At 67.2% G+C, this 23,837-nt stretch carries 16 protein-coding genes; 2 read left to right on the top strand and 14 right to left on the bottom strand.

Features of this window, described 5'->3' with window-relative positions; genetic code table 11:
- Positions 1-213: 213 nt before the first annotated feature.
- From pbpC to KT882_RS10150, 9 genes are all read right to left on the bottom strand, one after another.
- Complete coding sequence (pbpC, locus tag KT882_RS10190; protein WP_228895584.1) at positions 214-2,331, bottom strand: penicillin-binding protein 1C; 2,118 nt, start codon at positions 2,329-2,331, stop codon at positions 214-216.
- Positions 2,328-7,976, bottom strand: coding sequence for an alpha-2-macroglobulin family protein (locus tag KT882_RS10185; protein ID WP_228895582.1), 5,649 nt, complete (start codon positions 7,974-7,976; stop codon positions 2,328-2,330). Before KT882_RS10185 ends, pbpC begins: the two co-directional genes overlap by 4 nt.
- Positions 7,977-8,072: 96 nt before the next feature.
- Positions 8,073-9,506, bottom strand: a complete 1,434-nt coding sequence (rlmD, locus tag KT882_RS10180) for a 23S rRNA (uracil(1939)-C(5))-methyltransferase RlmD (RefSeq protein ID WP_161075550.1) — start codon at positions 9,504-9,506, stop codon at positions 8,073-8,075.
- A 118-nt stretch (positions 9,507-9,624) separates the two neighbouring features.
- Positions 9,625-10,653 carry an RNA polymerase sigma factor RpoS gene (gene rpoS / locus KT882_RS10175; protein ID WP_161075549.1) on the bottom strand — a complete coding sequence of 343 codons (1,029 nt, stop codon included), beginning with the start codon at positions 10,651-10,653 and terminating at the stop codon, positions 9,625-9,627.
- Between the two features lie 6 nt (positions 10,654-10,659).
- On the bottom strand, positions 10,660-11,613 hold the full coding sequence (locus KT882_RS10170) for a peptidoglycan DD-metalloendopeptidase family protein (RefSeq protein WP_228895580.1): 954 nt from the start codon (positions 11,611-11,613) through the stop codon (positions 10,660-10,662).
- 32 nt (positions 11,614-11,645) lie between these two features.
- A complete protein-coding gene (locus KT882_RS10165; protein WP_228895578.1) occupies positions 11,646-12,563 on the bottom strand; it encodes a protein-L-isoaspartate(D-aspartate) O-methyltransferase in 918 nt (305 codons plus the stop codon).
- The gene (surE, locus tag KT882_RS10160; RefSeq protein WP_161071898.1) at positions 12,560-13,297 is read right to left on the bottom strand and encodes a 5'/3'-nucleotidase SurE; all 738 of its coding nucleotides are present in this window, start codon (positions 13,295-13,297) and stop codon (positions 12,560-12,562) included. The genes KT882_RS10165 and surE overlap by 4 nt, the downstream gene beginning before the upstream one ends.
- A gap of 105 nt (positions 13,298-13,402) precedes the next feature.
- On the bottom strand, positions 13,403-15,313 hold the full coding sequence (locus tag KT882_RS10155) for a KGGVGR-motif variant AAA ATPase (protein WP_228895576.1): 1,911 nt from the start codon (positions 15,311-15,313) through the stop codon (positions 13,403-13,405).
- Between the two features lie 9 nt (positions 15,314-15,322).
- A complete protein-coding gene (locus tag KT882_RS10150; RefSeq protein WP_228895574.1) occupies positions 15,323-15,931 on the bottom strand; it encodes a toll/interleukin-1 receptor domain-containing protein in 609 nt (202 codons plus the stop codon).
- Between the two features lie 166 nt (positions 15,932-16,097).
- On the opposite strand from KT882_RS10150, the gene KT882_RS10145 reads away from it, so the two are divergent.
- Positions 16,098-17,072, top strand: coding sequence for an NADPH:quinone oxidoreductase family protein (locus KT882_RS10145; protein WP_228895572.1), 975 nt, complete (start codon positions 16,098-16,100; stop codon positions 17,070-17,072).
- Positions 17,073-17,171: 99 nt separating this feature from the next.
- Here the strand turns inward: KT882_RS10145 and KT882_RS10140 are convergent, their stop codons facing one another.
- On the bottom strand, positions 17,172-19,127 hold the full coding sequence (locus tag KT882_RS10140) for an ATP-dependent DNA helicase (RefSeq protein WP_228896602.1): 1,956 nt from the start codon (positions 19,125-19,127) through the stop codon (positions 17,172-17,174).
- A gap of 131 nt (positions 19,128-19,258) precedes the next feature.
- Entirely contained in the window at positions 19,259-19,459 is a 201-nt protein-coding gene (locus KT882_RS10135) for a YdcH family protein (protein ID WP_056394845.1), read from the bottom strand.
- A gap of 122 nt (positions 19,460-19,581) precedes the next feature.
- On the opposite strand from KT882_RS10135, the gene KT882_RS10130 reads away from it, so the two are divergent.
- Complete coding sequence (locus tag KT882_RS10130) at positions 19,582-20,388, top strand: PP2C family protein-serine/threonine phosphatase (protein ID WP_161071894.1); 807 nt, start codon at positions 19,582-19,584, stop codon at positions 20,386-20,388.
- A gap of 43 nt (positions 20,389-20,431) precedes the next feature.
- Here KT882_RS10130 and KT882_RS10125 read toward each other — a convergent pair whose 3' ends face one another.
- The 3 genes from KT882_RS10125 to lpdA all read right to left on the bottom strand — a co-directional run bounded on the left by KT882_RS10125 (position 20,432) and on the right by lpdA (position 23,820).
- Complete coding sequence (locus KT882_RS10125; RefSeq protein WP_161071893.1) at positions 20,432-21,157, bottom strand: hypothetical protein; 726 nt, start codon at positions 21,155-21,157, stop codon at positions 20,432-20,434.
- 14 nt (positions 21,158-21,171) lie between these two features.
- Positions 21,172-22,269 carry a cell division protein ZapE gene (gene zapE, locus KT882_RS10120; RefSeq protein ID WP_161071892.1) on the bottom strand — a complete coding sequence of 366 codons (1,098 nt, stop codon included), beginning with the start codon at positions 22,267-22,269 and terminating at the stop codon, positions 21,172-21,174.
- A gap of 117 nt (positions 22,270-22,386) precedes the next feature.
- Positions 22,387-23,820, bottom strand: a complete 1,434-nt coding sequence (gene lpdA / locus KT882_RS10115; RefSeq protein WP_161071891.1) for a dihydrolipoyl dehydrogenase — start codon at positions 23,818-23,820, stop codon at positions 22,387-22,389.
- Positions 23,821-23,837 lie beyond the last annotated feature (17 nt).

Below are 23,837 nucleotides of genomic sequence, written 5' to 3'. Positions count from 1 at the left end.
GCGGGCTCACGGCACGCCGGGCCAAAGATACTGTTCGATCTTTAATGGAATAAGAGCAACTGCTGCGAAATCTACATCACGGTCTTGGCGACCAAGGGCGGGTACGGCATCCAGTTGCTCTGCCCCGACGTTCCGTTTTCGGGGCAGATGGAATAATACAAGGGCGGGTTAGCAGCGCAGCTGCGTAACCCGCCAGCGCCGCCGCAACAGCAATTATGGTTCGCGGACCGCGCCGCGCACGCTAAAGCGGGTGGTGGCGACCGGGCTGCCGGCCGCATCGAGCAGGGCCAGGGTGTGCGGGCCGGGCGCGGGCCGCCAGGCGTAGCTGGCGGAAGCGGGGCCGAGGGTGGCGCCGTCCAGCTCCCAGCGCAGGCCCTGCCCTGCCTGGGCCTGGAAGAACACGCGCTGGCTGGCGTCGGGGATGTCCGGGTCGATGGCGATGATGCTGGCGTCGGCCGGGTACAGGATGCGCGGGGCGCGGCGGGCGTCATGCAGCAGCGCCACTTCGGCGCTCTCCGTGCCGGCAATGAACCATTCGGCGCGCGGCGGCTCGAATGCGGGCTGCCAGGCCACGTCGCGCCGCAGCACGCCGGGCGGCACGGCCGGCGCGCGGCTGGGGACATGCTGGTGCAGATAGTCCATCACGTCGCGCCAGACCGGCGCAGCGCCGGTGACGCCGGACACGTCCCACATCGAGCCGCCGTCGAAATTGCCGACCCAGACGCCCACCGTGTAGCGCTCGCTGTAGCCCACGCACCAGTTGTCGCGCATGTCCTTGCTGGTGCCGGTCTTGACCGCCGCCCAGAAGGTGGTGGCCAGCTCGTTCTTTAGTCCAAAGGTGACGCTGCGCGCGGCGCGGTCCGACAGGATGTCGCCGACGATGAAGGCGGCGCGCGCATCCAGCACGCGGTGCTTGCGCTCCGGCGCGCGCGGCAGCAGGCTGGCCGTGCCCTGCATGCCGCCGCTGGCCAGGGTGCGGTAGGCGTTGGACAGTTCCAGCAGGCTGACGTCGGCCGAGCCCAGCGCCAGCGAATAGCCGTAGTAATCGGCCGCTTCGGTCAGCCTGTCCAGGCCCAGACTGCGCAGGCGCTCGTGGAAGCGGTCCAGGCCCACCATCATCAGGGTGCGCACGGCGGGCACGTTGAGCGATCCGGCCAGGCTGGTGCGGGCGCTGACGTAGCCTTTGAATTCCTTGTCGTAGTTCTGCGGGATGTAGAGGCCGGACGAGGTTGAGATGTCGACCGCCGTATCGTCCAGCAGCGAGGCGGCGGTAAGCTGCTTGCGTTCCAGCGCCAGCCCGTACAGGAAGGGCTTCAAGGTGGAGCCGGCCTGGCGCAGCGCGGCCACGCCATCGACCTCGCTGCCGCCTGCGTTGCCGACGTAGGCCAGGATGTCGCCGCTGGCGTTGTCCAGCACCACCAGCGCGCCGTCTTTCACGTTGCGCTCGCGCAGGGACATGATCTGCTGGCGCAAGGCCGCTTGCGCAAAGCGCTGCAGGCCCGCGTCCAGCGTGCTGCGCACCTGCTGGGACGGCGCGGTCAGCAGCTTCTGCGCCACTTGCGGCGCGGGCGCCAGCACCGCCATGGCGGCCGAGCGCGTGAAGGCGCCGGCCGCGGCACTCTCGATGGCGGAGCATGCCGTATGGGCGTTCAATTCCTTGGCGAGCGCGCAGGCGCGCCGCGCAACCAGCCTGGGCGCAGCAGACGGTGCGCGCAGCAGGCTGGCCAGGATGGCCGATTCGGCCAGGTTCAGGCCGGACGGCGCTTTGCCGAACAGGCCCCGCGCCGCCGCGCCTATGCCCTGCAGCTCCCCCCGGAAGGTGACGAGGTTCAGATAGGCTTCCATGATCTGCGGCTTGGTCCAGGCCTGGTCCAGTTCCTGCGCGGCGCGGGCCTGGTCCCATTTCTGCTTCCAGCTGCGGCCTGCGGCTGCGGACTGCAGGGCCGGGTCCAGCTGCGCGGCCAATTGCATGGTGATGGTGGAGGCGCCGCGCGGACGGCGGCGGAACAGGTTGTCCCAGGCGGCCTTGCCCAGCGCTTCCAGATCGACGCCGCCGTGCTGCATGAAGCGCTGGTCTTCGGCTTGCATGACGGCCGCGCCCACGGCGGGAGAAACGTCGTCCAGCTTCACCCACGGCAGGCGCCGCGCGGCAAGGTCCACGCGCAGCGACTGGATCGCCACGCCGTTGCGGTCCAGCAGGGTTGAATCGGAGGCGCGGTAGGCGGCTTGCACCTCGGCCAGCGTGGGGACGGCGCGGCACGGAGCGCAGGCCAGCAACAGCAGCAAGGCGGACGCGCCAAGCCGGCTGCGGCGGGCGCGCATCGCGATCATTTCACGCTCACGGCGGCGTTGGGAAACTCGGCGAAGGCTTCCGGGCTGTACATGGCTTCGACGCGCGTGGGCGGCAGCTGGAACTGGCCGGCGTTATTCAGGCGCACCGTGTACTCGACGCTCCATTTGCCTTTCGGGACGTACTCGTAGTACGAACGGAAGGCTTCAAAGGTGCGCTCCTGGAAAGCCGGCCACACCCAGCCCTTGCTCTTTTCGCCCGCCGTCATCAGCTGCGAGTCCTTGCCCAGCCCCGTGCCCAGCACGGAGGCACTGGCGGGAATCGGATCGTCGACCACCACCCAGGTCATGTCGGCCTGGGCTTCCAGGTCCAGGCGCACACGATAGACGTCGCCGCGCGTCCAGGCGCCCTTCACCGCCTGCTCAACCGGCGTGATGGTCTTGACGATCTTGTAGCCGGACGAAATCGGCGCCTTCAGCGGAATGGCGGCCAGGCTTTGCACCGTCACCCAGGGCTTGCCGCTGCCCGCGTGCTTGAGCGACAGCTCGGCAGAGCCGCGCGGCCAGGGCAGCAGCGCGCTGCCGCTGGCCGTGCTTGCGTCCAGGACCACGCTCTTGCTGGCGCCGCCGATCGCCGCCGTGCTGCTGCCCCGCACCGGCTCGCGCTCGAATTTGTCCGAGAATTTATCCAGCGCCAGCACGCCCCAGGCGTTGGCCACCGTGGTGTTCCAGCGCCCCTTGTGCTGGCGTCCCAGCGCGCCGCGCGCCAGGCGGCCCATGTCCGTTTTCCATGCCGGGTTGTCCGCCATGGCCAGTAGCAGGCGGTTGGCGTTCACGTCGCCCGACACCATCAGCCACCACCAGTTGTCATTGCGCTCGGTGGAGAAGCTCATGGTGGTGCCTTGCAGGTTGAGGCGCGCGCGCAGGATCTGCTGCGCCTGCGCCAGCCGCTTGTCGCGCTCGGGCAGCTTGGCCACGCGCTGGTGGATCAGATACCAGTCGATGACGGCCGAGGTGGGCCACAGGTTCGGCTCCGGGGTGAAGGATTCCAGCTCGGCGGCCGTCACCCGGTCCACGCGCGACAGCGCTTCCAGCGCAGCCACCTTGCGCACCGCCAGGTCCGCCGTGGCGAGCGGCGAACCGCGCGTGATGCGGCCTTGCACGAAGTTCAGCAAGGCGTCTTCCATGCGCGCTTTCAGTTCGGCGGGGATGGTGAAGCCGGCTTCCTGCACGGCCGACAGGACATAGGCGGTGAGCGAGTCGCTGCCCTGCTCCATCACCGGGAAGTATTTCAGGAGGCCGTCGCTGTCCAGGTAGGCGGGCAGCTGCGCGGCCAGCTTCTGCCAGCGCTCGCGGTCGCGCAGGGCGATGGCGCGCGAGGTGTTCTGCTCGAAGCAGGTGTAGGGATAGGCTTGCATGTAGTCGCGCACGCCGGGCAGTTCGCTGCCCAGGCGCGCGGCAAACAGCGTCTGCACGCCGCCGCGTCCCGGCAGCGCATCGGCCGGCATCTGCACCTGCATGGATTGCGGCTTGTCGAGCTGGAGCAGCGTGGCCTGCAGCGTGCGCACCGGCACGGCGGTCTTCACTGCCTGCTTCACGCGCAGGCGGTCCGAGGATGCGGCCTCCGCGCCCGCAACGCTGGCCGCTACGTCCCACGCCAGTTCGGTGGCGCCCGCAGGCGCCTGGTAGTCCCAGCCCACTTCCTGCGCCATGCCGGCGGCGATGGCCACGCTCTGGCGCGGCAGCGCCTTGCCGGATACTTGCGCGCCCAGTTCCACCGTCAGGTCGCGCCCGGTGGCGTTGCGCAGCGTGAAGCCGGCGCGGAACTTGTCGCCTTCGCGCACCATCGCGGGCAGGCCGGAGAGCAGCATCACGTCCTGCGAGCTGCGGATTTCCGTGCGGCCGGTGCCGAACAAATCCGCGTTCGCGGTGGCGATGGCGACAATGCGGAACGCGGTCAACGAGTCGTTGACAGGCACCTGCACGCTGGCCTCGCCGTTGGCGTCGAGCTTGACGCGGCCTTTCCAGAACAGCAGCGTATCGAACAGCTCGCGTCCGCCGCCCTTGCCGCCGCCACCGCCGTGCGGCACCGCCTTGCGGCCGAAGTGGCGCTTGCCCACCACCTGCATCTGCGCCGTCGCGGTTTCCACTTGCAGGCCGCGCTGCTGCATCATCGTCTCCAGCAGATCCCAGCTGGCATTCGGCATCAGCTCCAGCAGGCCAACGTCCACCGCCGCCAGCGCCACCTCGGCGCCGGCCGGCGCGGGCGAGCCGTCGGCCCGCGTGACCTTGACCGAGACCTGCGCCCGCTCGCGCACCTTGTATAACTGGCGGTCGGTCTTCACCGCCACCTTCAGCTCGTGCGCGGCCCAGCCCACGCGCAGCTGCGCCAGTCCCATCTTGTAGGCGGGCTTGCCCAGGTCGACCAGCGCGGTGGGCTGCACGCCCGCCACGCGGCCGCGCACCACCAGCGCGGACACGAACATATTCGGCGCGTAGTTCGGCTTGACGGGAATGCTGAACACGGGCGAAGAGCCGGACAGCTCCCGCACATAGGTATCGAGTATGCCTTCGCGCTCCACCGTCACCAGCGCGGTCGCCGAACGGAAGGGCATGCGCAGCTGGAAGGTGGCAGTTTCGCCCGGCTCGTAGCGCTTGCGCTCGGGCAGCAGGTCGATGCGGTCGTCGTCACTGGCCTTGAACCACCAGTTGTCGCCGTCCGCCACCCAGGTTTCGCGGTTGGTGACGGCCACGCGCTGTTCGCTGTCCTGCGTCTTCGCACGCAGGATCAGATTGCCGGACTCCGGCGCGGCCACCTGGCACACCAGCAGGCCGTGGGCGTCGGTGACGCCTGCGCAGGCTTTGCCGAGCGCCTTTATTTCGCTGTTGTTCTCGTAGGCGTAGAAGCCGCCTATCAAGCGCCGCCGGTGCGAGTAATTCAGGCGCTGGAAGAAGTCCACCTCCACCGGCGCGCCAGCCACGGGCTTGCCTTGCGTGTCCAGCACGGCCACCTGGAATTTGAGCGCGGCCTTGCTCAGCACCCAGCTGTCCGGCTTGATGCCGATGACGACATTCGCAGGCCATAGCGGCACGCTGGTGGACGAGGACAGCGTTTCGCCGTTCGCGTCCTGGTAGGACATTTCCGCGAACAGCGATGCGGGCTGCTCCAGCCTGGGCAGCTTGTCCACCACCACGCGCGCGCCGCCCGCGCGGTCCAGCGTGAGGCTCTGCGTTTTCACCGACGCATTCGCATCGCCCGCGCCTTCGCCTTCCCCCGGCATGCGTTCGTATTCGCCCTCGTCCTCCTCGAGCACCGCGCCTGCCTTGACCTTGCCCGGCTTGACATCGCCCATGGCGAAGGCGAAATCGTCGTAGTCCTCGAAGGAGACGCTGCGTCCCTGCTGCGTGGTGCGCAGCTTGACCTGCGCGCCCGCCGCGCCGCCGCCGGACAGATAGCTGAGCTGCACATCCAGCGCCAGCTGCTCCGCCTGCACCACCGGCGCGGACGGGCCTTGCAGCAGCGCCTTCATGGTCGGCACGCGGAACTGCTCGACGCGGAAGCTGCCGCCGGAGCGGCCTTCATACATCACATCGTATGTGCCCTGCTTAGCGTCGGACGGTATGGTCCATGCGCTCTCCGCCACGCCGCCGCTACTCCATGCCAGCGGCAGTTCGTATTTCTGCTCGCTGCCCTGGTGCGTGATGATCACCTTGGCATCGCCGGCCTGCGGCGTGCCGTAGGCGAAGCCGCCCGCGTTGCGGCGGCGCAGGAAGTGCTTCATGTGCACCGTTTCTCCGGCACGCAGCAGGGTGCGGTCGAATACCGTGGCGGCGACGGTTTTGTCCGCGCCCAACTCTTCGGTAGGCACGTTGAAGCGCCAGCTTTCTATGCCCTCGGACCAGTTCGACAGCGTGAACGTCATGTCGCCGCCGCTGCGGGCGCTGACGAAATAGCCTTCGTTGTAGGGACAGCCCTCGTGCTGGATCTCCTCGCGTATGCTGGCCACGCCCATCGCGTCCGTGCGGCCTTGCCACAGCAGCTTGCCGGTGCAGGCGCGCACCGCCACTTGCGCATTGGGCACGGGCTGGCCCTTGTCCAGCGTGGTGACCCACACCAGCGAGGACTCGGCGCCGTGCTTGAAGTGCGCCACCATATTCGTCACCAGCGCCGCCGCGCTCACATAAGCCTGGCCGGGTTTGCCCTGCAGCGCCAGCGCGAGCTTGGGACTGGCCAGCTCCACCACATAAAAGCCCGGCTTGCGCAGCGGGATGCCGATCACTTCAAACGCCTTGCCGCCGCCGGGCTTGGGCAGGGTGAAGCGTTCGGTCTTCGGCTGCGGTTTGCCTTTCGGTTCGGTGAACACGGATTCGTTCAGCTGCCACAGTTCGCCCGGCACCCAGCCCCGGTCGCGGGTCTTGCCGGTAAGGCGGCGCAGCCAGGCGATCACTTGCAGGTCCTGCTGCGGGTCCGGGCCGTCGAGCCGCAGCATGGCCCCCTCGGCGCCCTTGGCGCCATCGCCGCCGGCTTTCGCTTTGCGCGCGGCCAGGACCGGCTCCACGTTGCGCACCGTGACGGGCAGCAGCTTGTCGCCGCGCGCCTCGATAATGCCGAAGCGGGCGGGGAATTTCACCAGCGGCGGCATGTCGCCGGTCTGCACGGCCAGCGGGAAGCGAGCCTGGTTCAGCAGGCTGCGGCCCGCATCGTCCTTGAGCGCATCCGGCAGCACCAGGCGCAGCCTGGCTTGCTCGGGGAAAGGTCCGGGAATGTTCACGCCGTTGACGTACTCCGACTGGGCTTCCTCTTTGGAGAACTGCGGCTTCCAGCTCTTGCCGCCGGGGCCGGACAAGACGATGGCGCGCGCGTCCACCATGCGCACGGGCGCGCTGAAGTTTACGCGCACCGGCTGGAACGGAACGCAGCGGCCCTTGGCGGACGGACGTTCACACTGGAAGCTGGCGGTGAAGTCGGGGCGCGTCTTGAAGCTCAGCACCTGGTCGTGCTCATTGGCCAGACCGCCCGGCGTTGCGATGGCCGCGCTCCACACCAGCGTCACCTTGGCGTCCTGCGGCAGGCTGCGCTTGCACTGCACCACACTGACCGGCATCTGCCGCCGGCCGTCCTTGCGCGCATCGAGCACCTGCTGGCGTTCTTTGCCTTCGATCAGGCGCAGCGGGATTTTTTCGTTGATGCCTTCGGCGGTGCAGTAGGCGTGCTGCGCGATGTCCTCCGCGCGCACCGCCGCGTCAAGCGCGAGCACGAAGACCTGGTTTTCATCGATATAGCCGGCGCCGCTGCGCGGCATGGAAAGCAGCACGGAGGGGCCGCCGGTGTTGAAGCTGTAGCTGCGCTCACCGCCCAGCGCTTTGCCCGCCACGTCGTTCAGCGCGGGCTTGAGGGTGAAGCGGCACGCAACGCCGGCCGGCAGGTCGCGCTCGAAGTCGTAGACCCAGCTGCTGCCGTCGACCCAGCGGCCCTGCCCTGCCGGCGCCTTGGCGCCGCCGCAGTCGGCATCGAAGGGGTCGCTCAGGCGCAGGTCGCCGAGGGGGACCATTTGCGCACTGAAGCGCGCCGTCACCTGCCGCACGCCTTTCACCACGCCTTGCGGCGAAAACGCTTCCACCGCCGTCTGCGCCTGCGCGGCGAAGGACAGCAGGCACAGTAAGGCTAAAGTCGGCACGGCGCGCATATGGACTCCCAGGCTGGATGCAGCCGCCAGTGTTGCAAATCCACTAACGCATGTCAACCATGCCTGGAGCCCGGCCCGCCCGGGAACGGAGGCGGCTTAGGCTGCGGCGCCCAGCGGGTTGACGGCTTCTTCCGGCGCCACGGCGGCCGGGATGTCACGGCCGTCGGCCAGCTGGGTCACCAGCGCGTCGATATCCAGGTCGAACACGGCCATCGATTCCACGTGCGAGGTGTGCGGGAACATGTTCACCACGCCGGCCTTGTTCAGCACATAGCCGCACAGGTGCACCAGCACGCCGGAGTCGCGCGCCAGCGTGGATGGGCTGCACGACACGTAGACGATGCGCTTCGGCAGCAGCTCCGGGTGGGTCTTCTTCAGTTCCGCCAGCGCCAGCGACAGAGCCATGGCGCCGTCGCGCGGCGGGTCGATCAGCATGCGGTCGAATTTGCCGAGGGCGATCAGGTCGTCCTTGGTCACTTCGAACAGGTTGCGCGTCATGAAGCTGGTCTTTTCCGACACGCCGTTCACCACCGCGTTCGACAGCGCGCGCTCGGTCAGCGCGGTGCTGCCTTCGATACCCACCACTTCGCGCGCCTGGGTGGCCAGCGGCAGCGTGAAGTTGCCCAGGCCGCAGAACAGGTCGGCCACGCGGTCTTGCGGCTGCACTTCCAGCAGGCGCAGCGCCTTGGACACCAGCACGCGGTTGATGTGGTGGTTTACCTGCGTGAAGTCGACCGGCTTGAACGGCATGCGCACATTGAACTCGGGCAGCAGATAGTGCAGCTGCTTGTCGAGCGGGTAGAAGGGATAGGCGGTGTCCGGACCTTTGGGCTGCAGCCACCACTGGATGTTGTACTGGTCGGCGAAGGCTTTCACCTTGGTCTCGTCGTCGGCCGTCAGCGGCTCCATATTGCGCAGCACCAGCACGGTCAGGTCTTCGCCGATGGCCAGTTCGATCTGCGGCACCTTGTCGAAGATGCTCAGCGAGCCGACCAGGGCGCGCAGCGGCATCATCATGTCCGACACGTGCGGCGGCAGGATCTGGCAGCTCTGGATGTCGGCCACGTAGGACGATTTCTTTTCATGGAAGCCGACCAGCACCGTGTTCTTCTTGGCGACGAAGCGCACCGACAGGCGCGCGCGGTAGCGGTAGCCCCAGGTCGGGCCGTACATCGGGCGCATCACGTTGCCGGCTTTGACCTTGGACAGGTGCCAGAGGTTGTCCTCCAGCGTGCGCTGCTTGATGGCCACCTGCGCGCTCGGCTCCAGGTGCTGCATGGAGCAGCCGCCGCAATAGTCGAAGTGCACGCACTTGGGCTTGATGCGCATGGCCGACTCCTTGCGGATCTCGACCAGGCTGGCCGCTTCCCAGTTCTTCTTTTTCTTGAACGTTGCGAAGGTGACGCGCTCGCCCGGCAGCGCGCCCTCCACGAAGACTACCTTGCCCGGCGTACCGTCTTCGTTTTCGATGTGGCCGACGCCGCGGGCGTCCATGTCGAGCGATTTGATGTCGATGATAGTGTCTTGCATAACGTTCAAGAGAATTGGGAGACTAAAGCAAGCCGCAGGGGCTTTCGGAAGGGCGATATGATAGCAGATGCGCGCCCGCAGGTCGCGGGCGGCGGGCGGCGGGGACCGGCCGGCGGTTTTACAACAGGGAGTCGCGCACCACGCCGCGCGCGGCCATGGCGCGCTTCAGCTTGACCAGCGCTTCCTGCTGGATCTGGCGCACCCGCTCGCGCGTGACGCCCATTTCCTCGGCCAGGGTTTCCAGCGTGGCCGGATCGTCGTTATCCAGCCCGAAGCGGCGCATGATGACGATGCGCTGCTTGTCCGGCAGCTTGGTCAGCCAGTCGCGCACCAGCACCGTCATTTCGTGGTGTTCGGCGCGCGCGTCCGGCGCGTCGTCGCTGTCGCCGGGCAGCATGTCCATCAGCGACGATTGCGGATCGTTGTCGAGCGGCGCGTCCAGCGAGGTGGCGTGCTCGGACAGGGCCAGGATGTCCTGCACCTCCTCCACCGGGCGCCCCACCAATTCGGCGATATCCTCGGCGGTGGCGTCCTTGCCGTTGTGGTGCTGCGCCTCCAGGTGGTATTTGCCGCGCAAGATCTGGTTCAGTTCGCGCACCATGTGCACCGGCAGGCGCACCGTGCGCGCCTGGTTCATGATGGCGCGCTCTATGCTCTGGCGTATCCACCAGGTGGCGTAGGTGGAGAAGCGGAAGCCGCGCTCGGGCTCGAACTTGTCGATGGCGCGCATCAGGCCGATGTTGCCCTCTTCGATCATGTCGAGCAGGACCACGCCGCGGTTGATGTAGTGCTTGGCGATGGAAACGACGAGCCGCAGATTGTGCTCGATCATGGTCTGGCGGGCGGAGAAGTCGCCCGCCTTGGCCAGCGTGGCGTAGTGCACCTCTTGCGGCGCGGTCAGCAGCGGGCGCGTGCCGATCTGGTTCAGGTAGTGCTGGGTGGTGTCGGTGGACAGCTCGGCGGCCAGCACTTTTTTCAGCTCATCGACGCTTTCCAGCACCGCGCCCACTTCCGGCGCCGCGCCGCTGGCGCCGCCCACATCGCCGTCTTCCGCATCGCCGTCGCCGGCTGCATCGTCGATTTGCTCGTCCGGAAAATCATCCGGCAGGGCATCGTCATCCAGGCGGTCGTGCGGCGAGTGTGTCATGGGTAGCTAGCGGTTAGGCAAGAACTTCGATGGATCGACCGGCTTGCCCTGCTGCCTGATTTCAAAGTGCAGCTTGACGGCGTCGGTATCTGAATCCCCCATTTCTGCAATCATCTGCCCCTTGCGCACGCTATCCCCTTCCTTCACCAGGATGGTCCGGTTATGCGCATAGGCCGACAGCAGACTATTACTGTGCTTCACAATAACGAGATTACCATATCCACGGATGCCGCTACCGGCATACATCACTTTTCCTGCACTTGCCGCCATCACCTGCTGGCCTGCCTTGCCGGCGATATCGAGTCCCTTGTTCTTGCCTTCGTCGAAGGTGGCGACCACGCGGCCCTCGGACGGCCAGGCCCAGCTCAGCTCGCGGTCCTCGGCGCTCAGCTGCAGGGCCGCTGCGGCCGGCACGGCGGCTGCCGGCGCCGGGGCGGCGGCCTGCACCGGCTTGTCCACGCGCGCAGGCGCGGGCTTGCCGTTGCCGCTGTCGGTGTCGTCGGAACGCTGCAGTTCGGCCAGCGCGCCTTCGCTCCACGGCTTCTTCTCGCCGCGCGGGCCGGTCTTTTTCAGCACCGGCGCCTTGGTCTCGGTGCTGCCCGGCAGCGGCACGGCCAGCGTCTGCACGCCGCCCACCGATTCCGGCGGCTGCACGCGCAGCACCTGGTCCACCTTGATGTCGTTCGGGTTGGCCAGGTTGTTCCATGCCACCAGGTCGCGGTAATTCTGGCCATGCTCGAGCGCGATGCGGATCAGCGTGTCGCCGCGCTTCACGGTGTACAGGCCGCGCTCGTCGCGCTCCTTTTGCGCATCCTCGCTGGGCGCGGGCGGCTTGGCGGACGGCGGGGTGGCCACCGGCGTGGTGCGGTCGACCACGGGCGCCTGGTTGGGCACGGTGCTACAGGCGCTCAGCACGCACAGGGAAATGCTAAGCAATAACAGGGAACTCTTATTCGTCATACTCATCTTCGTAGGTAAACTTCGGCGTGACCTTATACGGTCCCGGGGCGCAGAGGCACGAAATGGCAGTCCTCCAGCGTCTGGCTGGTCCATTCTGCCTTGCCGAGCCGCGTCACCAGTTCCAGGTGCTGCGCGCGCGCGCCCACCGGGGCGACCAGGCGGCCGCCAATGGCGAGCTGGTCGAGCAACGCCTGCGGCACTTCCAGGCCGGCGGCGGCCAGGATAATGCCGTCGAACGGGGCGGCCTGAGGCAGGCCAAGCATACCATCTCCGTAATGCAAGCGTAGATTCGCTAGCCGCAGCGGGCGCAAATTGGCCTTGGCCAGCTCGTGCAGCGGCTTGATGCGCTCGATGGAAAACACCTCCTGCGCCAGGCAGGACAGCACGGCGGCCTGGTAGCCGCAGCCGGTGCCGATCTCCAGCACGCGCTTGAGCTGGCCGCCGTTGCGCATCACCTCTATCATGCGCGCCACGATGTAGGGCTGCGAAATGGTCTGGTGATGGCCGATCGGCAGCGAGGCATCGATATAGGCTTGCGAGGCCAGCGCCTCGTCCATGAACATATGGCGCGGCACCGCTTCCAGCGCGCCCAGCACCGCCGCGTCCTTCACGCCCTGCTTGGCCACGCGCGCCACCATGGCGCGCCGCACCGCGTCCGACACCAGCGGATTCTGGCGCGGCGCGGCGGCCGGGGCCGCCTGGGCGCGTTCCATCGCCAGGATATGCGAGCGCGAGGGCATGGCCACCGGCGCGCTGCCGGGCCGCACCGCCGTGCCCGGCGCCGCCCCCACCCGCACGCCGGGGTGCGTGCCGCCCAGCGCCGCGTTGCGGGCGGCGTTCTGCGTGGCCGTCTGCGGCGTGGCCACCGGCGAGAACACCGCCGGCTTTTTCTGCGCATGGTCCACGACGGACGACAGCGGCAGCGGGAAGGTGCGGTGTTTATCGCTCATGCCAGGCCCTTTGCCAGCGTCTCGAGTTGGGTACGGTGCGTCAGGTCCACCTGCAGCGGCGTCAGGGACACGCGGCCTTGGGCGACGGCGTGGAAATCGGTGCCCTCGCCCGCGTCCTTGCAGGCGCCGGGCGGGCCGATCCAGAAGATTTCCCGGCCGCGCGGGTCCTGCGCGCGGATGACCGGTTCAGCCTGGTGGCGGCGGCCGAGCCGGGTGGCGGTCAGCTCGCCCATGCCGGCGTAAGGCAGATTCGGGATGTTGACGTTGAGCAAGTACGGCTTGGCCAGCAGATCGAAATAGCGCTGCACGATGTCGCGCGCCACCTTGGCGGCGTCGTCGATGTGCTGCCAGCCGTAGGCGCCTTGCGAAAACGCAATGGCCGGGATGCCGAACAGATAGCCCTCGGTGGCGGCGGCGACGGTGCCGGAATACAGCGTGTCGTCGCCCATATTGGGGCCGTTGTTAATGCCGGACACCACCAGGTCGGGCTTCTCGGACAGCAGACCGGTGAGCGCGATGTGGACGCAGTCGGTCGGCGTGCCGTTGACAAAGTAGAAACCGTTGGCGGCCTGCTGCACCGACAGCGGACGGTCCAGCGACAGCGAATTGGAGGCGCCGGAGCGGTTGCCTTCGGGCGCGACGACCACGATGTCCGCTATGGGCGCGAGCGCTTCCGCCAGGGCGTTGATGCCGGGCGCCAGATAGCCATCGTCATTACTAATTAGGATACGCATGGCTGGGATTTTACCTGAAGCAATGGCGCGCCAGCACATGCGGACGGCCGCCTCAAACAAATTTAATAGCCGAGTGGCAACGGTGGCGCGCGGACGGGCATGGCGCTAGGCGCGCGGCGCAGGCGTGTCCTCCGGCAACACCTGCTCGCGCACCGCTTCGGCCCGCTGCAAGGGATACGGCTCCTCGTAGCAGGCCTGCACCTGCTCCACGCCGGGGCCGCGCAAAGTCACGCCGGCCGCACCACCGGCTGGAGCGCTGCCGGCGTGGCCGGAAGCCAAAGCGGGACGCGGCGTTGAACGTTGTACGGGCGCCTGCAAAGGCGATTGCCCAAACGGCTGCACAAGCTGCTGTGCCGCCAAGCCATAGTGCAGCTGCGGACTGGCCGCTTCGTCCATGCGCGCCAAGGTCTGCGCCAGCGCGGCGCCCACGCGCAAAGTCTCCTCATGCTCGGCGCCCAGCAGCCGCGCGCGCACCGCCAGCACCTGCTCCTGCGCCTGTCTGGCCAGCTCCAGCTCGCCGCACTGGTAATGGATGGCGGCGCGCGCGGCCAGGCTGGCCAGCGTCAGCAGATGCTCGGGTCCCAGCAAGCGCATCTGGATCTGCAACACCTCCTCCTGCCGGTCCAGCGCCGCCTCGGCATAGCCCTGGCGCGCCAGGGCTACGGCCTGCGCGCTGCACGCCTCCAGCACATCCGGATGCTCGCCGCCGAGCAGCCGCGTGCGCGTTTCGACCACGCAGCGCAGCAGGATGCGCGCCTGGTCCAGTTCGTCCTCCTGCAGCAGCGCGCGCGCCAGCAGCGCCTTGGCGGCGGCCGTTTCCAGGTGCTCCTCGCCCACCACCTTCACATGCAGCTCCACGCTTTCGCGCAAGGCCAGCACGGCGGCGGCGCTGCGCCCCTCGTCCGCATACAGCAGCCCCAGCCGGAACAGGTCGCGCGCCAGCATCATGCTGTAGGCGCCGCCCGCCTCCACGGCCCGGCGCGACTGCGCCACCGCCGCCAGCAGCGGGATCTCGCGCCGCGACTGCCACGGCGGATGGCCGCCGGCCAGCCAGCCCAGCAAGGCTTCGTAGGAACGCGTGGCGGAAAATCGGTCGGCCACGGGCTCGCCGCGCACCGCCAGCCGCTCGCCGCGCGCCAGGCTGCGCGACTGCGGCAGCTGCACTTCGTCGAAATAGCTTTCCAGCGACGGGCGCGCGATGCCGTAAGCCTCGCCCAGCACCTGCTCGAACAGCGGCTGGTAGCCCGGCAAGCCGGTGGCAGGATCGCCGCGCCGGCACAGGGCGCGCTGCGCGCTGCAATCCATGTCGGTGCGCGTGGGCAAGGGGTAAATCAGCAGCGGGCGCTGCTCGTCCTCGTGGCTGCGGCGGTAAGTGGTGGCGCGCTGCACCAGCGCCTGCAAGCCCTCCAGGCTGCGGCGGTTGGCCTCGAACAACAGCACCAGCCGCGTCGGCAGCAAGGTGGTGCAGATGCCGCTGCTGTCGCTGCGGCCGCTGCGCGCATCCACCAGCACGTGGCGGAACTGGCGCGCCAGCATCTCCGCAAAGCAGCGGAACAGCGCCGGGCACTGGTGGAACAGCGCCTCCCAGTCCAGCGCCGCCACGCGCTCGGCGTAGCCGGCGTCGAAGCGGCCGGCGCGCATCAGGTACAGCGGACGGCCCTGGTCCGCCCGCACCACGTAGCGCTGCCAGCCGACCGCGTCCAGCACCGCCCTGGCCTGCTCGGCGTCATCCTGCGCCACCGCGCGCCGGCCGCGGCGCTGGAGCTGGTCGCGGCAGGCCGTGAACAGTTCCAGCAGGCCCGGGCCATCGGCCATCGGCGGAAAGTACTGATGCAGGCCCGGCGCCTCAAGATCCCAATCCACCATCAGCACGGGCGAAGTGGCATGGGCGCGGCCGGCCAGCAGCATGGCGGTGTTGGCCACGGCCATGCTGCGCCCGGCGCCGCCTTGATGCGAGTGGAAAGTGATGACTTCGCCGGGCGTGGCCTGCGGCGGCAGCAGATGCGGGTTTTCCATGATTCACCTTCAGCGCGGAAAATGGGGCGGCGGAGTGGCGCGCCACTCCTCGGGGATGGGTGGCAGCACGAAACGGCTGCAATCGTGCTCGGGTGGAATGCTGTGCTTCAGATAGTGATAGTGGGCGGCGATGCGCTGGACGATTTTTTCTATGTCCGGCAGGAAATCCGGATTGGTCTTGAGGTCGCCGCTGGCCAGGGTATAGCGCGAAAAGTCCACATACATGCCGGGATCGGTGATCTGGGTGGGCAGGCTGAAGGAATGGCGCGTCATGATGACCGGGATAATCAGGTGGCTGGGCAGCGGATACCACAGGCGGCGCTCGTTCTCGATCTGCTGCATGGCGGCGAACTCGCGCCGGGTGTAGCCATGGGCCTCGTACTTGGGTGTATAAATGACGATCATGCACACGCTCTCGCACAGCGCGGTGGCGATGCGCCGGTCCAGGTCATCGCCGCCGCCCAGCTGCTCGGTATCGATGAAGAGTTCGCTTTCATTGTCGAAATGGGGCTCCAGGTAGCACTTGAGCGCCTCGGCCAGGTCATTCTTGAACTTGATCATGTGGGGGTGGCGCCCGTGCGCATAACTGAAGAAACAGCCGTAGCGTATCGTTGACATGGCAGCCTCCTGCTTGCTTATAAAGCCACTGTAGCGCTCTGGCCGCACCGCGCTTTGCGAAAACGCAAAGGGACGTTCCGCCGGATTTATGCCATAGCCGCGCCACAGCCGCGCCGAAGCAGCGTAAAATAAAACGACCGTACTATTAATAAAAACTGGAGACCGAATGAAAGCCATCGTATGCAAAGCCTGGGGCCTACCCGACACCCTGACCGTGGAAGAGCTGCCCGACCTGGCCGCCGCGCCCGGCCATGTGGTGCTGGACGTGAAGGCGGCCGGCGTCAACTTCCCGGACGTGCTCATCATCCAGGGCAAATACCAGTACAAGCCCGCGCTGCCGTTCACGCCGGGCAATGAAGTGTCGGGCGTGGTGCGCGCGGTGGGTGATGGCGTGGAAGGCTACAAGGTGGGCGACAAGGTGATCGCCTTCTCGGCGCACGGCGCCTTCGCCGAGCAGCTGGCCGTGCCGGCGCAGGCGCTGATGCCCATGCCGCCCGGCATGGACTTCGACACGGCCGCCGCCATCACGCTCACCTACGGCACCTCGCACCACGCGGTGGTGGACCGGGCGGCGCTGAAGGCCGGCGAAACCATGCTGGTGCTGGGCGCGGCCGGCGGCGTGGGGCTGGCGGCGATCGAGATCGGCAAGGCCCTGGGCGCACGCGTGATCGCGGCCGCCTCCACCGACGAAAAGCTGGAAGTGTGCAAGGCGCACGGCGCCGACGCGGTCATCAACTACAGCAAGGAAGACCTGCGCGAGGCCATCAAGGCCGCCACCGGCGGCAAGGGGCCGGACGTGGTGTACGACCCGGTGGGCGGCGACTACGCCGAAGCCGCGTTCCGTTCCATCGCCTGGCGCGGGCGCTACCTGGTGGTGGGCTTCGCCAACGGCGAAATCCCCAAGCTGCCGCTGAATCTCGCGCTGCTGAAAGGCGCCTCGCTGGTGGGCGTCTTCTGGGGCGAATACGCCAAGCGCGAGCCGAAGGCCAACCTGGCCGGCATGCGGCAGCTGCTGGGCTGGCTGGCCGAAGGCAAGATCAAGCCCCACATCTCCGCCCGCTACCCTCTGGCCGGCACGCCCCAGGCCCTGAACGACATGGCCGCCCGCAAAGTCACAGGCAAAGTCATCATCAATCCCTAAGCCTTAAGCAAGCTGAGCCGCATTTTCCCCACTTCGGGGTCAGACCCCGAAGTGGGAAGAATGCGGCTCAGGCTGCTTGTAGGAATGGCGGAAAGGACGTCAGGATGGGCTGACGTCCGGTTCGGACGGGGGCTCGCCTTTGAAGAAGTCGATCACGACTTGCGCTTCGCGGGTGCGCTTGAACGGCGGCAGGCTTTGCCAGACGCGGCGGCCGTAGGGCTTGGTGATCACGCGCGGGTCGCACAGCATCAGCACGCCGCGGTCGCCTTCGTCGCGGATCAGGCGGCCGGCGCCCTGCTTGAGGTTGATGATGGCTTCCGGCAAGGTGTGGTGCATAAAGCCGTTCAGACCCTGCTTTTCCATCACTTCGATCCGCGCGGCCAGCACCGGGTCGTCCGGCGGGGCGAAGGGCATCTTGTCGATAATTACCAGCGACAGCGCTTCGCCGCGCACGTCCACGCCTTCCCAGAAACTCTGGCTGCCGATCAGCACGCCGTTGCCCGACTTGCGGAACTGGTCCAGCAGCTCCGTGCGGCCCTTGTCGCCCTGCACGAACAGCGGATACGGCAGGCCGCGCTTCTCGAATTCGTCGCGCAGGCGCTCGGCCGCGCGCTTGACGGCGCGCAAGGTGGTGCACAGCAGGAAGGCGCGGCCTTCGGATGCTTCGATAATCGGCAGCGCCGCGTCCAGCACGGCGTCGGTGTAGCCCATCGAGTTCGGGTCCGGCAGGCCCTGCGGCACGTACAGGATGCCCTGCTGCTCGTAGTTGAACGGGCTGGGCCAGGTGCGCGCAGGCTCGCCCGTCAGCCCCATCTGCTCGGCGAAGTGCTTGAAGTCGTTCTTCACCGCCAGCGTGGCCGAGGTGAAGATCCAGCTGCGCGGCACGCCTTCGCGCTGGCCGTTGAAGATGGGCGCGATGGACAGCGGCGTCTTGTGCAGCTGCAGCGAACTGGTATAGGCCTCGACCCAGTACACGGCTTCCTCGCCGCTGGCCACCTTGGCCTTGGGGTCGAACTTCCAGTCGCGCAGCGCGGTCGCCAGCTCGATGCCGCGCATGCGGCACTGGTCCAGCGTCTCGGCGCGCTCGCCCTGCTTCTCCAGCACGGCCAGCATGCCGTCCAGCTCGTCCTTCAGCGTTTCCAGCGCCGGGAAGAAGCCGCTCGACGGCGCGATCTGCGGCAGCGACAGGCGCACGATGTCCTGCGGGAAGGTCAGGCGCAGGTCGCGCGCGGCCTTCTCCACCACCGTCACCACCTTGCCCCAGTCGGCGCCGTCGCGCGCGTGCGCCAGCCCCTCGGCCAGCACGTCGCGGCACAGTTCCAGCACCTGCGAGGTGCTGAAGGTGTCGCCGAAGAACAGCGTGGCGGTGTCGGGCAGCTGGTGCGCTTCGTCGAAGATGATGGTGTTGGCCGACGGCAGCAGCTCGGCCACGCCGGTGTCCTTCAGCGCCACGTCGGCGAAGAACAGGTGGTGGTTGACCACCACCACGTCGGCCTGCTGCGCTTCCTTGCGCGCCTTCATCACGAAGCAGTCCTGGTAGTACTGGCACTCGGCGCCCACGCAGTTGTCGCGCGTGGACGTGACCAGGTTCCAGATGCTGGCATTCTCCGGCACGCGCGCCAGCTCGGCCTTGTCGCCCGACGAGGTCATCTTCAGGAAGCGCGAGATCTCGCGCAGATAGCCCACATCCTCGCGCGAGGTCATGCGCCCGTTCTGCAGCGTGCGCTCCAGGTGGTAGTGGCACAGGTAGTTGCCGCGCCCCTTGAGCAGCGCCACCGACACCGGCGCCTGCAGCGCGGCGCGCACGGTGGGGATGTCGCGCAGGAACAACTGGTCCTGCAGGTTCTTGGTGCCGGTGGAAACGATGGTCTTGCCGCCCCACAGCAGCGCCGGCACCAGGTAGGCGAAGGTCTTGCCCGTGCCCGTGCCGGCCTCGGCCATCAAGGTGCTGCGCCCGTCGATGGCGGCGGCCACCGCCTTGGCCATCTCGGTTTGCGAGCGGCGCGGACGGAAGCCGCCCACGGCCGGACTGAGCGGCCCGCCGGGGCCGAACATGCGGTCGATTTCGGCATCGTGCTTGCCGGGTTCGGGGGTGGGGTCGGGCGCGCCTGCGGCCGCGTCTGCCGTGAGTCGTGGATCGGTCAAAATAAGCTAAGATGAGGCAGCGGCGCGCTGGCGGGCGCGGCTCAGGCCGGTACGTCGGGCACCAGTTGCATTTTCAGCAAGGTGATGTAGTCTTTGAGTTGCAGCTTGCGTTTCTTCAGGCGGCGCAGCTGGAGCTGGTCATGGTGGCCGTCCAGGGTCAGCATGTCGATCACGGCGTCCAGGTCGCGGTGTTCCACGTCGAGCTCAATAATGCGGCGCTTGATTTCTTCTACGTCTGTCATAGGGTCTCGGTTCTGTTATATTTCCCAACAGTTTCGCCTGGTCAACAACCCTACGCTTGCAACAAAACTGCTTACCGGTGCATAGTTTAACTCACGGCACAGATGCAGGCTAGCTGGTACATATGAGCATTTATAAAATCGAAGCCGGGACCGCCCAGCACCTGGGCAACCGGCCACAACAGAATGACCGCACCGTGCTCTACACGGCGGCGAAAGCACCCGGCTATGTGATGGCGGTGCTGGCCGACGGCATGGGCAGCGGCGGCACGGCGCCGGAACAGCTGCTGCACACCGCCAAACAGCTGTTCGACGACTATCGCGCCGGCGACAGCGCCAACCTGGCGCGCGTGCAGGAATTGCTGCGCAGCATAGCGATGGAGACGCACGAGATCCTGGCCATGAATCCGCTGGGCGCCAGCGGCGAACCGCAGACCACGCTGCTGCTGCTGGTGCTCACGCCCCAGGGCCAGGCCGTCTGGGCACACGTGGGCGATTCGCGCTTATACCGCTTTGCCGGCCAGCAGTGCGTGGAGCGCAGCAACGACGCGGCCTATGTCGAGCACCTGGTGAACGTGGACAAGCTGCCGGTGGAGGCGGCCAAAAAGCACCGCAGCGCGCGCCTGCTGGCCAATGTGCTGGGCAACCGGCAGAAGGCGCCGTTCGTGACCTTCGGCACCCACCAGGGCTTGCAGCCCGGCGACGCTTTCCTGCTGTGCTCGGACGGGCTGTGGCAGTACTTCACGGAAGCGGAACTGGCCGCCGTGGTGGCGCGCGGCACGCCGCGCCAGTCATCAGAAATGCTGATCAACAAGGCCATCGAGCGGGCCAAGGGCCAGGGCGACAACTGCAGCATGGCCATCATCAAGCTGGTGGCCCCGGCCAAGGAAGCGCCCACTTACACGGTGCAGAAAATGGGCAAGGCTGTGTGAGCGGCTGCCGCAGCCAAGCCGCCCCGCCCAGCCTGGGTGACCTTTATTTCGCCTTGGCGGCTTTGGCGGCGGCGGCGGCCGCTTCTTTCGCTGCCTGGGCGGCGGCGTCTGCTTCGCGCTTGCGGGCCTTTTCATCCTTGACGGCCTTCTTGGCGACGATGTCGGCCTGGCGCTTCTCGGATTCAAGCTTCTTCTTTTCAAAGGCCGCCACGGCGGCGGCGCGCTTGGGCGCCTCGGCGGCGTCCTTGGCCTGCTGGGCCTGCACCTTGGCGTCGTGCTGCGCCTGGCGCTGCTCCAGCGTGGGACCGGGCTTGGCGGCCGGCTTGGCGGGCTCGCGCTCGACATGCGGCGCCGGCGGATTCTCCACCCGGCGCGCCAGCTCCTCCTCGTCCTTCTTCACGCGCTCGGCCAGTTCGGCGTCGCGCTTGTCGACGGCGGTCTTGCGCTTGAAATGGCTGGCTTCCACCTCGATCGCGCGCAGGCCGGCCAGCGCCTGGCGGCGCTTTTCCTTGGCCTTGTCCAGGCAGTTGTTGACGAAAAACTTGCCGTTGCAGACCTGCTCGGCCGCGTTGTACTCGGCCTGCACGGCGGCGCGATCGCGCGCCACATCGGCCAGGCGGGCGTCGGCCTGCTCAACCGAGTGCGATTGCGGAACCACAGGCGCGCCCACCGGCGCCTGGCCTATTTTCTGGGCCTGCGCCGGCAGCGCCGCGCTTGCCGCCACGGCGGCGGCCATGCAGAGTGCCGCCAGTTTGAAGTACGTTGCCATCCTGATCCTGTCGTTTAGGACAGCGCTTCGGCTGCGCCGCGCTGTTCCTTGTCCATATAGTCGCGCGACTGCATCTCGACGATGCGCGACACGGTACGGTGAAATTCGTTTGCCAGCATGCCGGAAGTATACAGCTCCTCCGGCTCGACTTCGGCCGACATGATGAGCTTGACCTTCTGGTCGTAGAACACGTCGATCAGCCAGGTGAAGCGGCGCGCCTCGGACGACATGCCGGCCGACATCATCGGTATGCCGGACAATATCACGGTATGGAACTGGCTGGCGATTTCCAGGTAGTCGTTCTGCGAGCGCGGCCCGCCGCACAGCGTGGCGAAGTCGAACCAGATGATGGTGCCGGCGCGGCGCAGCGCGCGGATCTGGCGCGCTTCAATGGTCACATGCGGGTCGTCGTCGGCCGTCTCGGCGATGCGCGCGTAGGCGGCGCGCAGCGCGGCGTCGGTCTCCGCGCCCAGCGGGGTGTAGTAGGAATCAACCTGCTCGAGCGCGCGGCCGCGGTAGTCCACGCCGGCGTCCACGTTCATCACGTCCATCTTCTGCTTGAGCAGCGCGATGGTAGGCAGGATGCGGTCGCGGTGCAGGCCGTCCGGGTACAGCAGTTCCGGGTCGTAGTTCGAGGTCATGATGAAGGACACGCCGTTGTCGAACAGCGCCGACAGCAGGTTGTACATGATCATGGCGTCGGCCACGTCGGAGATATGGAATTCGTCGAAGCAGATCAGGCGGTATTTCTTGGCCACCCGGCGCGCCACTTCCTCCAGCGGATTGGCCACGCCTTTGAGCTCGTCGAGCTGGCGGTGGATGTCGCGCATGAACTCGTGGAAGTGCACGCGCGTCTTGCGCACCAGCGGCACCACCGAATAGAAGCTGTCCATCAGGAAGGACTTGCCGCGCCCTACCCCGCCCCACATGTACACGCCGCGCGGCACGTCCGGGCGGTTGATGAAGCGCTTGAAGCCGTTCGAGCGCTGGGCTTTGTACGCCACCCACTGGTCGTAGCACAGCTGCAGGCGGTCGACCGCGCGCTGCTGCGCCGCGTCGGCCTTGAAGTCGCGCTGCGTCAGCGCGTGCTGGTAAAACTCTTGGACGTTCATGTGAGATGCCGGTTACGCATGGCGGGTTACGCGCTTTGCGCTAACCCGCCCTACGGTCCGCATCTCGTGGGAGGTAGGGCGGGTTAGCCGCGCAGCGGCGTAACCCGCCATTACTGCTTAGAAGTTCAGCGTGCGCTTGTCGATCGCCAGCGCGGCTTCTTTGGTCGCTTCGGACAGCGATGGGTGGGCGTGGCAGATGCGGGCGATGTCTTCGGCCGAGGCCTTGAACTCCATCGCTACAACCGCTTCCGAAATCAGCTCGGATGCCATAGGGCCGATGATGTGCACGCCCAGGATTTCGTCGGTCTCGGCGTGCGCCAGGAACTTGACCATGCCCGAGGTGTCGCCCAGCGCGCGTGCGCGGCCGTTCGCCAGGAATGGGAAGGTGCCTGCCTTGTACGGCGTGCCGTCGGCTTTCAGCTGCTGCTCGGTGCGGCCTACCCACGCGATTTCCGGCGAGGTGTAGATCACCCAAGGAATCGTGTCGAAGTTGGTGTGGCCATGCTGGCCGGCGATACGCTCGGCAACGGCAACGCCTTCTTCTTCGGCTTTGTGCGCCAGCATCGGGCCGCGCACCACGTCGCCAATCGCCCAGACGTTCGGCAGATTGGTTTTGCAGTCGCCGTCGACGGCGATGAAGCCGCGCTCGTCCAGCGCCAGGCCGGCCTTGTCGGCGCCCAGGCCGTTGGTGTTCGGGGTGCGGCCGATCGACACGATCAGCTTGTCGAACACGGCGGTCACAGCGTCGCCCTTGGCGTCGTTGTATTCAACGGTGACGTTGTCCGCGCCCTTGGTCACGCTGTTGATCTTGCAGCCCAGGGAGATCTTCAGGCCCTGCTTGGTGAACAGCTTGTTGGCTTCCTTGGCGATCTGCTCGTCCACGGCGCCCAGGAAGGTCGGCAGGCCTTCCAGCACGGTCACTTCCGAACCCAGGCGGCGCCATACGGAACCCATTTCCAGGCCGATCACGCCGGCGCCGATCACGCCCAGCTTGGCTGGCACGGCGTCGATCGCCAGTGCGCCGGTGTTCGACAGGATCAGTTTCTCGTCGAAGTCCGCACCCGGCAGCGCGCGCGCGTTGGAGCCGGTGGCGACGATGACTTGCTTGGCGTTGATGGTTTCAGGCGCCTTGCCGGTGATGGCGATAGGATAGCCGTCGGCGCTTACCGCGCCTTCGAAGGCCGCGCGGCCGTGGAAGAAGGTGACTTTGTTTTTCTTGAACAGGAACAGGATGCCGTCGTTGTTCTGCTTGACCACGGTGTCCTTGCGCTTGACCATCTGGCCCAGGTTCAGGGACAGGCCGGACACGTCGATGCCGTGTTCCTTGAAGGAGTGGCCGGCGTGCTCGTAGTGCTCGGACGACTGCAGCAGCGCTTTCGACGGGATGCAGCCGACGTTGGTGCAGGTGCCGCCAGGTGCCGGGCCGCCTTTTTCGTTGCTCCACTCGTCCACACAAGCGACCGAGAAGCCCAGCTGCGCTGCGCGGATTGCGGCGATGTAGCCGCCAGGACCGGCGCCGATGACGACGACGTCAAATTGTTTGTTGCTCATGTTGTATTCCTAATGAT

The organism is Pseudoduganella aquatica (assembly GCF_020865585.1).
In the GTDB taxonomy this organism is placed as follows: Bacteria; Pseudomonadota; Gammaproteobacteria; order Burkholderiales; family Burkholderiaceae_D; genus Rugamonas; species Rugamonas aquatica_A.
This window is presented reverse-complemented; position numbering and strand designations above follow the sequence as displayed.